This window comes from Acinetobacter sp. YH16032 (assembly GCF_013417345.1).
In the GTDB taxonomy this organism is placed as follows: Bacteria; Pseudomonadota; Gammaproteobacteria; order Pseudomonadales; family Moraxellaceae; genus Acinetobacter.
Genome location: NZ_VPEE01000005.1, coordinates 105953 through 118875 on the forward strand (window position 1 = coordinate 105953; position 12923 = coordinate 118875).

The 12923-nt window shown below is 39.0% G+C and carries 6 protein-coding genes; 4 read left to right on the plus strand and 2 right to left on the minus strand.

Going from position 1 to position 12923, the window contains the following annotated elements; translation table 11 throughout:
- Positions 1–10: 10 nt before the first annotated feature.
- Positions 11–721 (minus strand): hypothetical protein, encoded by a 711-nt coding sequence (locus FTV32_RS05765; protein WP_035264035.1) that lies wholly within the window; start codon positions 719–721, stop codon positions 11–13.
- Between the two features lie 195 nt (positions 722–916).
- On the opposite strand from FTV32_RS05765, the gene FTV32_RS05770 reads away from it, so the two are divergent.
- On the plus strand, positions 917–2371 hold the full coding sequence (locus FTV32_RS05770; protein WP_051586494.1) for a phosphate--AMP phosphotransferase: 1455 nt from the start codon (positions 917–919) through the stop codon (positions 2369–2371).
- Positions 2372–2435: 64 nt separating this feature from the next.
- On the opposite strand, the gene FTV32_RS05775 is transcribed toward FTV32_RS05770, so the two are convergent.
- On the minus strand, positions 2436–2948 hold the full coding sequence (locus FTV32_RS05775; RefSeq protein WP_035264037.1) for a hypothetical protein: 513 nt from the start codon (positions 2946–2948) through the stop codon (positions 2436–2438).
- A gap of 187 nt (positions 2949–3135) precedes the next feature.
- On the opposite strand from FTV32_RS05775, the gene FTV32_RS05780 reads away from it, so the two are divergent.
- From FTV32_RS05780 to recD, 3 genes are all read left to right on the plus strand, one after another.
- Positions 3136–6804, plus strand: coding sequence for an exodeoxyribonuclease V subunit gamma (locus tag FTV32_RS05780; RefSeq protein WP_035264039.1), 3669 nt, complete (start codon positions 3136–3138; stop codon positions 6802–6804).
- On the plus strand, positions 6801–10520 hold the full coding sequence (locus FTV32_RS05785; RefSeq protein WP_035264042.1) for a UvrD-helicase domain-containing protein: 3720 nt from the start codon (positions 6801–6803) through the stop codon (positions 10518–10520). Before FTV32_RS05780 ends, FTV32_RS05785 begins: the two co-directional genes overlap by 4 nt.
- A gap of 87 nt (positions 10521–10607) precedes the next feature.
- Positions 10608–12377: an exodeoxyribonuclease V subunit alpha gene (gene recD, locus FTV32_RS05790; RefSeq protein WP_180028179.1), complete on the plus strand. Its 1770-nt coding sequence runs from the start codon at positions 10608–10610 to the stop codon at positions 12375–12377.
- The last annotated feature ends 546 nt before the right edge of the window (positions 12378–12923 follow it).

Consider the following 12923-nt stretch of genomic DNA (forward strand, 5'->3'; position numbering starts at 1 on the left):
TGATTTCTAATTAAGCGATTTGGAAGGGATTTTCTTTCCCTGAGTGGACATTATTTACAATGATTCGCTCTTTTTCTGTAAAACTCCGAATAAAGGTCGCAGCCGATTTCATTGGTTTCATAGCGACAAAGCCTTCACCAATAAAGTCATACATCAGTTCAAAATTATATTTGCTTGCTGCACCTTTACACATTTTAAACGCTGTGTGCATGATGAATGAACGCATGTATTTGTCCAGACTCAGACCGAGCTCATCCAACAGATTGAGTTGTTCATGGCGCGCTTGCTCTTGATCTAAAGCCACTAAAGTTTCACGCATCATTTCATCAGTAATTGGTTGGTCTTTTGGATAATGTTGGAGTAAATACTGTGCAACTTGTTCATCCAGTTGCATCGCCAAGACCGCCAGTCCTACAGATTTTAACCCAGTTTTAATGGCATTTTCTGGAATGATTTTTTCAGCTTTGTGTGCGTATTTTAGTAAACGTTCGATTTGCAATGCTAGGTCATCAAATTCAGGGCCACCATAAAGACGGTTAATAAAATATTGAGCCATCAGCTTATTTTTGTCTTCAGCGAATAACTCAGCATGTGTGTGAAGTATGCGCTGTTTTAGCCAATTTTGAGCATCATTTAACCTTTGTTTAAGTGCCGGATCCTGATGATAATTGAGTTGTTTGTATTGTTCTAAAAGTTGATCTAATGCAGCAAGTTTGGACATGTTCTAGCTCAATTAAAAGGACTGAAAAAAGCATAATAGGTTGGATTGCGCTCGACTATGACTGTTGAAATCTAAAATAAAACCTTTCAGGTCAGTCATGGATGAAAAGACAATTGCAATAAATTGTACCTGAAGATTTAAGTTGATACTGTTCCTTGCGTATACTGTCGAAAATACAATAATTTTGAGTGGGCTATGTCTGAACCAAAACAACAATTTGATAAAAATACTGATCAACCCGAAGATAAGAACAAAATATTTGATGCAGATCAGATCAATTTAGACTTAATTGAAGCGCAATATGCTCTCAAAGATACACGTGGTAAGAAAAATGCCAAAAGCTTAGTGGTGTTGGTAAGTGGCATTGAGTTAGCAGGTAAAGGAGAATCGGTTAAGCAATTAAGAGAATGGGTTGATCCACGATATTTGAAAGTCAAAGCTGACCCTCCTCACCTTATTCAGCCGAATATCCCATATTGGCAACCTTATGCACGTTATATTCCTGCTGAAGGACAAATGATCGTCATGTTTGGAAATTGGTATAGTGATCTTTTAGCCACATCCTTACATGTTTCAAAACCATTTGATGAAACCATGTTCGAAAATTATTTGCAGCAAATGCAAAGCTTTGAGCAGGATTTAAAAAATAATCATGTTGATGTCGTGAAAGTTTGGTTTGATTTATCGTGGAAATCATTACAGAAGCGTTTAGATAAAATTGAACCTTCGGAGCAGCGTTGGCATAAATTGCATGGGCTGGATTGGCGCAATAAAAAACAATATGAAAATGTGCAACGATTGCGTCAAAAATTTACCCAAGACTGGGTCATTATCGATTGTGAAGATGAAGTATGTCGTGATCAGAAATTCGCAGAAGTTGTATTAGCGCGACTGAAAGATTTGCCAAATCATCCTCAAAAAAAGCGCCAAAAATGGCATCAAGCGGATATCCCAGAAATTTTAACGTCCCCCAATGAAGCAGTACTTGAAAAAGATCAGTATAAGGCTGAACTCAAGAAACTGACCAAGAAGGTCGCTGAAGCATTACGCGCAGAAGGACAAAAAACGGTGATCGTTTTTGAGGGGATGGATGCCGCAGGTAAAGGTGGTGCGATCAAGCGTATTGTGAAAAAGCTCGATCCAAGAGAATATGGAATTTATAACATTTCTGCGCCCGAAAAGTATGAATTGGCGCGGCCTTATCTCTGGCGTTTTTGGAATAAACTGCTTGAAGATGAAAAAATCTCGATTTTCGATCGCTCTTGGTATGGTCGTATATTGGTGGAAAGAGTTGAAGGTTTTGCAACGGATGTGGAGTGGAAACGTGCATATGATGAGATTAATCGCTTTGAAAAAGATCTAGTAGATACGCAAACAGTCGTTATTAAGTTTTGGTTGGCCATCAGTCAAGAAGAGCAAGCCAATCGTTTCAAAGCACGAGAGGAAACACCGCATAAGCGTTTTAAAATTACGGCTGAAGATTGGCGTAATCGCAAACGTTGGGATGATTATTTATTGGCTGCAGCAGACATGCTCCACCGAACAAATACCGAAGATGCGCCGTGGTATATCATTGCTACCAATGATAAATATACTGCACGCCTTGAAATTTTGAAGGCAATTTTGAAACAATTAAAAGTAGATGTTTAGAGCTGGTGAGAGGTATAAATAAAGCCCTTACAGGGCTTTATTTATACGTATAAGGTTTTATGGGTTAAGCGTATTTCACAACATTTGCTTGTTGTTTTTGTTGAATGCTTTTGGCAAGTTTATAGCTTTCTTCAACATGAGCCTCAGCCACTTTTTTCATGACAATATAACCCAAGCTAGCTGCAATAATTGAACCGCCCAATGGAATAAACTTAGTCACTTGCTTGGTCAACACTTTGGCTGCCATATTGTTCAGCGAAGCTTTAGCGGCAGTACGAGCCACGACTAGACCAGAAAACTCGAAACCGCGTTTGCGTAGTTCGTTCCAATGGATTTTTTTGGTTTGAGGATCAAAAACGCTGATTTGTTCAGGAGCTAAGCCAAAGCGAGCATTAATTTCTGGAATTAAAATTGACAACATACCTACGTCAATCACAACATCTAAAAAGGGCACAGGAATGACAGCAACACCTGCTGAAACATAAGAGCGTTTTTTGACGAGTTCAAGACATTCATCTCGAATTTGTTCTAAATTTAAATTTGGGTCGATTGTTTCTGGAATTTTATCAATTTTCATTTATTTATCACCTAATCAAAGTCTATGGTTCTCGATCCATCACATGATGAACATAGCGCGAGATGAAAGTTTTATTAAAGTCATAAAGTAAAAGTGACATAGTCAGATTAAGATGTATAGTAATTTATGTTTATGATTTTGTTCACACAACTTCATAACGTGTTCGTTGTATGGTGAAAGGGACCTTATGGGAATTCATGTAATTCAAAGTCAGCGCATTGAAGTTTTGGTACAAGGCATCATCACAACTCAAAAGCGTCCCACGAACAACCCATTTGCAGTCCTACAGCAACAACATTTTGTGGTGCCTTCTGCGGCAATGCAAGAGTGGTTAACCCAACGGTTATCTGAGCACCAAGGCATCAGTGCAAATACATTTTTCCATCAACGTATTCGTGGCTTTCAATGGTATGCCTACCAGCAAATTTTGAGTGACAAAGATAAAGTACGTAAAGCGAATATTCCACGTCTGATTATGAAGTGGCGTATTTTCCAAGCACTCAAACCTTTTATACAGCGTGCGCATAATCAGCTTGAGGTTGAACATCCTTTATTCCCATTAATCACACGTATCTATGACAGCGCAGCACGTATTGAACAGTCAAATGAACAATATCGAAAAAAAATGAGCATGTTGTATTGGGTGTCTGATCAAGTGTCAAAATTGTTCAGCAATTACATGATTTATCGAGCAGATTGTCGCCGAGCATGTGAATATGATTGTCGTTGTCCTGAAAATTGGATTCAGGTATGGGGGCGTAATGAAGCACTCAATATTGAACAACAATTACAATATCTAAACGATCAAGATTCCAGTTTTAAATTTTCGCAGGCACAACAATTAGAGGCTTGGCAACGTTGGTTATGGCTCAATATTTTTCATGAAGACTTTGTTGAAATGCAAAGTATTGATCATGATTTTTGGGGTGTACTTCGTGATGAACAGCAACAGAAAATAGCCCTCAAAAAACTACCACAGCAACTGATCGTTTTTACACTCTTGGATTTACCACCAAGTCAATTACAGTTTTTGCGCCGTTTGGGTCAGTACATTGATGTGTTGATTTTGCATTACAATCCCTCACAAGAATATTGGGCGGATAGTGTCGATCCGAATTGGAAAAAAAAATATGACTTAAAGCTCAAAGAGCGATATATCGAAAAGTTTCAGCAAAAGCATCAAAGAAAACCAGCTGATAATGAAGTTGAGCAGTTTTTTGAGAATTTTAGTCTGAGCTTTAATGGGCTGGCACGTGAGTCCAGACATCCCTTATTAACACGAATGGGAAAGCAGGCACGTGATCACTTTTCTCTGTTGTCTAACCTTTCCTCGGGTGATGAGGGGCAATGGATAGATGCTTTTGTGGATGAAGCACCGCAGCATTTACTGAGCCAATTGCAATCAGATATTTTACATTTGGTTGAACCTCAAGCTCAAAGTTATGTATTAGATCCAGCAGACGATTCAATCCACATTCATGTTTGTCATTCCGCTGTACGACAGCTTGAAGTCTTAAAAGATCAATTGACCCGATGGCTTGCTCAGTCAACAGCAGAAGCACCACGCCGTCCGAGTGATATTTTAGTTCTTGCGCCTGATCTGAAACAAATTGAGCCTTTGATACGGAGTGTGTTTCCGCAAAAAAATACTGCAACAGGTGTTTATCTGCCAGTAAAGCTAGCTGGTATCACGCAGTTAGATACAGTATTGGCATGGCGTTCAGTGTTAGGGCGAATTGAACTGATACAAAGTCGATTTACCATTGATGATTTTGCTGATTGGTTGAACTTAGCAGCGACCCAGGTGAGATATTGCTTAGACATTAACGGGACTGAGCGCATCTTATCGTTGTTGAGACAAGCGGGATTTCGACGAGGTTTGGATGAGCAACATCTGCAAAAAACATTGGCGGAGTATGATCAAGACTATCGGTTCAGTTTTAAGTATGCCTTAGATCGTTTGGCGCTGGGTGTGGCTGTTCCAGTTCATGCGATGTTTCAGGAGACCTTAAGTTCTCATGTAGTGGACTCGGGTGATTTTCACTTAATTGCCACGCTCATTGAAATATATAAGCACTTTGTAGAGCGTCGAGATTGGCTCACGATGATTGAAATCGAAAATGATCAAGAGACGTCAGAGCATGTTGAATTTTGGCTCAATCGTTTAATTTTAGAAGTTAATGAGTTTGAAAGCGCTGGTGTAAGCTCGTTAGAGATGATTAAAGAGATTATTCAAAAGCAAATAAGAATGCTAACGCTGGCAAATTTCTATGAAGAACATGATCAAGCCATTCTTAAAAACATACGTTTGCCTTTGAGCTATATTCTGACTGAAATCCAAAGCACCCTTGAATCGCAACTTGATTATGCATTGCCAACTGGACAAATTACATTTAGTCAAATTGGTTTGATTCGGCCAATACCGTATAAGTTAATCGTCATGATGAATTTAGATGGGGGGAAGTTTCCAAATCGGGAGAGTCATTTACCTTTTGATTTAATGGATTTACTCAAGCCAATGATTGGTGATCGATCACGTTTGGACGATGATCAAGGTGCTTTTTTAGACGCTTTGTTATTGGCCAAAGATAATCTCTGGCTATTCTATAATGGTTTTGATGTAGCCGATGGTGAAGTACGAGATCCATCGAGTAGTGTTCAGGAATTACTCCAACATCTCGCGTGGATCATAAAAACATCAGATCAATCTTCCTCGAATCCTCTCATTGATATTGATGGCATTCAAGTTCATCAGAATTTGAGCACACTCTACACGGTACATCCTTTGCAACCCTTTGATCCTGATGGTTTTCAGCAACAGCATCAGCGCTATGAAGATGAATGGTATGCCGTGGCTTCTAACCTCAATCGTCAGGATCAACGTGGTCATAGAGAGGCTTGGATTAATACCACGCTTGAATTGAATCAGGACATCATGGTCTTGGATGCTGAACAATGGATCAAAGATATTTGTTTTCCTGCGCGTCTTTATTTAAAAACCGTAGGCGTATCTAATTTAAAGGATCAGGATTTACCTGAGGTGAATGAGCCGTTGTTATTAGATGGATTGGCGCGATACTCTATTCGTGACTTTTTACAACAGCAGCCTAATGTTTCGAAGCTTCAGACTGAATTACTCAGTGACCAGCTTCCTGTCGGTAAATTACAAGAAGTCAGTTTGAAAATGAGTCTGTTAGAACATCAGCAGTTATTAAAAAGGCAAAAGTACTATATTGATGAGCCGACCAAAATCACTCAGCGCGTCATAGCAATAGATGATATACATCTTCAAGTGACCGTTCCTCAAGGGGATGAGACGAGTTGGGTGAGTGTTTCAACATCCAGTGCACGCGCACAACGACGAGCACATGTGTGGTTAGAATACTTATTTTGGTTAAGTTATCGAGACTTACCAGATCACCTTGCAACTGAAATGCAGCGCATCCAAATCTTTAGCGATAAAACCATCATGTGTACTGGCGTGACGACGAAACAAGCTAAGGATATGCTTTCCCAATGGATTCATGCATATAAACAAGCTCAGATAGAGCCTCTCGTTTTACCTGCAGCATTGCTGATGAAACTTGCGGTAGATGGAAAAGCATTAGAATGGGTCACTGATGAAGAGGGTCATCAGCAGTTAAACAACTTCGATAAGCTATTAAATGAGTGGAATAAAAGCGATGCCTTTCTGAGTTATAGTTTAAATGACAGCGAAGAAAGTCATTTGCACCGAGATTGGCAGTATATTTTACAAGATTTAGATGCTGAGCACCTATTAAAACAAGCGTGTGATCAGTTTGCTTATGTCTTATATCAGCCGATATATATGTATCAATCGGAGGCTGAAATATGAGTCAAAAGCCTATAGTCTCATATCAGCCAATTGTGGATATGCATTTCACTGGATTGCATTGGATTGAGGCTTCTGCGGGGACTGGAAAAACGTATACGCTCTCCAGCCTCATGGTCAGAATTTTATTAGAAGAATATTTACCAAAGCAGATTATTGCGACGACATTTACACGCAAAGCAGCGGCTGAATTGAAAAGTCGAATTCGTGCACGTTTAATCGAGGTACTTGGACTTTTAGAGTCATGTCGTGAGCTAACTCAAGATCAAGTTCAGGCGCGTGCAAAATTAGAATCAGATATTTTATATCAAGTGATTTTAAATCAATTTTCTGGCTTGATTGCACATGCATGTGCACGTTTAAAATTGGTGATAGATCAGCTTGAAGAACTCTTTGTTGGGACCTTGGATAGCTTTAGCCAAAAGCTTCTTCGTGAATTTGCATTTGAGAGCGGTAAAATTGAACGAATGCAAATCACCAATGATGCAAAACAATATACGGTTCAGTTAATTCATGATGAATTACGGGCATGGATTCAACAGCAGCCTCAATCAACTGTAGATTATTTGCTGCTTAAGAAAAAAATTAAGTCACAAGATGCTTATATCGATTTAATTGAAACGAGTTTGAATTTTTCCTCTGCTTATTTCAAAGCAGTGCCAGCGCCGACCATAGATGTAGACGCTTTCAGAACTCATGCAGAGCGCTTCATACAGATCGAGCTTGAAACGCTAGATTCATTAACAGACTTTTATGATCCTGAAGGGCAGTATTATGCTGTAGTCGCAAAGAAGTGGCGCGATCAAGATAAATTAAAAATTACACTCACGCAGTTGTTGCCTGAATTCCTTGATCAAGTTAAATCCCAAGGCATTGAAGTCATTTTTGCGTCGCATCTCAGCACTCATCTTAGTCAGTTGAATGAATTAAGAAAAAAAGTTCTCAATAAATGTCCCGTCGATGTTTTGGCGGCATTTGAGCAACATCCTATTATTGTTGAACTTGCTGAGTTTTTTAAACAGTTTGACAAGCTCAACCAACAACTCGAGCATTTGGAGAGTTATTTACAATATTATTTAGCACAACAAGTAAAACAACGTTTGCCAGAGTTGTTACAGCAAAAATCAGAAACCACATTTTCACAGCAAATTCGAACTTTGGCCGAAGCACTGCAGGGAGCGCAAGGTCAGGAGTTTGCAAAGTACGTTCACGCGCGTTACCCACTTATTTTAGTGGATGAGTTTCAGGATACCAACCAAGATCAAGATGATATGTTGGCGCAGATTTGGAGACATCCAAGTCGTGTGAAGCAGGGTTGTATGATTATGGTGGGAGACCGTAAGCAAGCGATCTACGGTTTCCGCGGTGGAGACATGCTCACGTTCCTAAAAGCATATCAAGATGTTGGAACTAAAGCAGGGCGTTTTTACCAACTTGTGCATAATCATCGCTCAGTGAAACCATTGGTCGAAGTCGTCGATGCTTTGTTTCAACAACAAATGGATTTTGGTGAGCAAGTTGAATATACGCCTGTTACAGCAGGTACTCGACCGCATCCAGTATTGATCCAATCCGGTTTAGAAAATTATGCTCCGCTTCGTTGGGTTCAAGTAAATGATAAGGAACACGAGTTAGAGCAGGTTGCTTGGAAGATACGGGATTTGCTCAATCAGGCTGCCCAAAGTCAGCTATATTTCGAAAAGCAGGGGCAACGTATTGAGCTTCAGGCAGATGATATCGCTGTTTTGTCTCGTAACAATCCTGATTTAGATAAAGTTCATCATCACTTATTGATGTTAGGCATTCCTGTAAATCGACCTTCACGAAAAAGTGTCTTCAAAAGTGGAATTGCTCGAGATGTTGGTGCAATTTTGACAGCCATCATGAATCCATTTGATGAAGCTAAATTAAAGAGAGCTTTACTTACACGATTGATGGGTTTTAATTTACATCGTTTTTTGCAACTTCAAATTCAAGCAGATGGCTTAAGTTTATTTATCACGAAATTTGAAGAAATTCGTGAAATGTGGATGGGCCAAGGCTTTTTAACAGCATGGCAAAGTTTCCTCACAGAATTCAAAGTTTGGACAAACTTGGTTGAGCAATTCAGCTATGACAATGAACGCGAAGTAGTCAATCTACGACACATTTCAGAGTTGTTGAGCCAAAACAGTGATGAGTTAAGAGGTATGCATACCCTTTATCATTGGTATATGCGGCAGCTTTCAAATCCGATGGAAAGAGAGTGGGAAATTGAAAGACAGTTGAGTAATCAAGCGGGCGTTCACCTTTTAACTATTCACCAATCTAAAGGATTGGAGTTTAAGATTGTATTCTTGCTTGGCGCAGATCGTAAACTGTCAGATCGAAGCGAACTTAACTTTTCAATTCGTGAAGTGCAGGATCATGGAACTGGAAAGTCCGTCGCACAACGTGTCGTGGCGTTAAAGCGTGAAGAATTATTGGAACCATTAGAGGTTGAGCAACATGACCAACGTGCTTTGGCAGAGCATCGACGATTATGGTATGTGGCCTTAACTCGAGCACAACACCGCGTTTATTCAATGATGAGTGATCAAAAAGGGCAATCTATTTATGGCTTGGCGTTTTGGCGTGGTCATGGTGCGAACCAATTTCAGCATGCTTTCAGTTTAGATGAGCCATGTTTAGAGCAATGCCCTGAGAAAGTAATCGCAAAAAAAGAACATCATAATGTTCAAATGATTGCGCAGAAATATCCTCAAGTTCATTTTTATCCTAGAGCCAAAACCAGTTTTAGTTATCTCGCACAACATTTGAGTCATCAACAAATTAAAGATCGTATGGCGGCTCAAGATATGATTGAACATCATGCGAGTGATGAGGTCAATGCTGTGACGCTCGTGACTCCATATCAATTTGAGGATTTGGATCATCAACAACCTTTGAGTTGGATTCGTGCTCATTTTCCGATGGGAACATTAGCTGGAAATTTCCTACATGAAATTTTTGAACATATCGATTTTCAAGATCGCCGAGATTGGACATTAGAAATTCGCCGCCGTTTTAAAAATGCCTATTCGAGTTTATGGGAGCAATTATTCGCTAAATTTCAATCAGATTTTCATCAACATCATGATGCCGAGCAACATCTGTTAGAAATGATGGCTGAATGGTTAGCAGAGGTTTTAGAGACACCTATTCAACCTGAATTTCGACTCAAACAATTAGTACCTGAAGCACATTTGGCTGAATTTCCATTCTATTTGGCTTTAGCAGACCGAATATTTGGTATTCAGCGTATTCAGCAATTATTTTTAGAGTTTGGGCTTAATATGCCCGAATTCAATGCTGCAAATTCAGCACGTTACCTCAATGGTTCAATTGACTTGGTTTATTATGATGGAGAGCGCTATCACATTGCCGACTATAAGAGTAATTATCTCGGAAATCATGTGGAAGACTATTCAGCTCAAGCTATTCAGCTGAGCATGACGCATGCAAGTTATTGGCTACAAGCAGCCCTATATTTGGTGGCATTACATCGCTATTTAAGTATTCATATTGATGATTACAACATCGATCGAGATCTTGGTGGTGCCAGTTATTTATATTTACGTGGGATGAATGGCACTGACCAATATGGATTTAATTATTGGCGTCCTAGTTCAGAATTTATTCTAAGATTAGATGCAATATTGGGCTATTTTGCTGAGGATAAAAACAGCAAAATAGCATGAATATTTAAATGAATTTATTATTAATCATTAATTTATCTTGTGGATAATATTGATGATAAATGTGTAGATAACTATGAGGATAACTGTGTGGAAATTAATCAGAATGAAAAAGTTGATGTTCCTCAATGGGTAACAACTTGGGCTGAATATATCCTAAATCAGTATCTTTCATCAGATGATTTAAATGAACAATCCATTAACACCATTGAACAAGTTCTGATGGCATCTACTGTCGGCGATAGTTGTATTGATTTGAAAGGGGAGGTTATCCAAGATCTGAGTAAGTTGCTCGTGAGCGCAGAGCTTGCAGAACAACAGGTCGCGCCTTTTGTTTATGATCAGAACTATTTGTATTTATATCGCTATTGGCAATTAGAGCAGCGTTTAGCTCAACAAGTTTATCGTTTAAAGCAGCAAACGATAGTGCCTGTAGATTGCACAAAATATGAAAAATTATTAATCGATCCATTTCAAAAGCAAGCCTTAGAAATAGTATCAAGGCAAGCGCTGAGTATGATTACAGGTGGTCCGGGTACAGGGAAAACGTATACTCTAGCGCGTATTATTGCCGTATTAAATGAGTCGAATCATCAGTTAAGAATCGCAATGGCTGCACCGACAGGGAAAGCTGCACAGCGAATGAAAGAAGCATTGCAAAACTCATTAAATGACGATGCAATGCTCAATATGGGTTTGGATATTGCCCACTTAAAGCAGCAAAATACGTTAACGATTCACCGTCTTCTGGGTTTAGGGCATAGCGCTCAACCTAAATACAGTCTGAAAAAGCCATTACCCTATGATGTGGTGGTGATTGATGAAGCCTCAATGCTCGATCTCAATCTCGCGACGATGCTTTTTGAAGCAATTCCAGACCAATGTCGTTTGATCTTGATAGGGGATGCACAGCAGTTGGCCTCGGTTGATGTGGGGATGGTATTGGCGGATTTACAACAAGTAAAAGCGCTTAATGACCATCACGTCAATTTAGTGACCAGTCGAAGATTCAAAGCAGGTGCAAAAATCGGTGATTTGGCAAGGTTCATCCAGTCACATCAATGCTCACTACAAAGCTCGAAAGTTGAGGTATTGGCTAAATTTGAGAAGGAGATTTGTAGAGCATCTGAAATCCAACAGATTAATTTAGCTGAGCTTCAAGAGGATCTTGTTCAACTAGAGTATTTGAATAAAGAATATTCAGATCAAGATTTAAAAGCCTATTACCTTAAATTAAGCTCGGGGTTTACGGATTACTTTAAAGCACTCAACCTTTATGTCAGAAATGGATATCAGCAGCAGGATGTGGCTGAAATTATCCAAAAATTTGATGATTATAGGATCTTAGCTGCAGTGAGACATGGACATTTGGGATTGAATCGTTTAAATGATGAAATTGAAAGGGAGCTATTTCAGCACATGCGGATATCACGACACGACCTTTGGTATATTGGTCGCCCTGTCATGATGACATATAACGATTATCAACTCGGGCTTTCTAATGGTGATATTGGGATATGTCTCAGACATCGCCAGTTTGCTGATCAATTTGAAGTATATTTTCCAAGTCTTGACCAATGGTTTCCAGCATCACGTTTACCAAAGTCAATGCAAACCTGTTATGCGCTGAGCATTCATAAGTCGCAAGGTTCTGAATTTAAACACACTGCAGTTGTATTAGATGAGTTTGCGTCACGTCTATTGAGCCAAGAATTATTGTATACCGCGATTACGAGGGCAAAAAAAGCAGTCAGTTTATTGGTGGATACTGATGCTTTATTTGAGGCAATAAACATTAAAACAATAAGAAAAACAGGTTTATTGAATAAATTAAACACTTTATTTATATCTAATATTTAACGATTGGTTGAAAATAGAAAACCTTTGTAGGAAATATCTTACAAGGATTCGAGAAATTGGCGCATAGAGCTTCGTACAATTTTTTGCGATGATTGCTTGCATAAAAGGTTCAACACGGAAAGTTGAGCAATATCGCATAATTACAATAATTTATAGTCGAGAGACTGCGAACTTACAATGATGTAAGTGATAAAAGAGGAAACTTACAGCCGCTAAGCCTTGTAGTTTTGGGAGAGACTACAGGGCTTTTTTATATACATATAAGATTAAATTGATTACATAATGTACGCAATTTCTTACATAAAGATCAGAAAACTGCGACTTGTGTTGCATAATGAATCTGGCAAAATAGTCATATAAGGAAATGAAACCTTAAGAACAAGGACCGTATTAATAATAAATGTGTGTGCAGCACTTACAATAAAAATATAAATAACAGAATCATAACTAAAATATAAGAATCTACAGCGCAAAAAAGGCCCTATGACTTGTCATAGGGCCTTTTTTAACCGTTTATCTCAATCTTAATTTTTAGGCATCTTTATA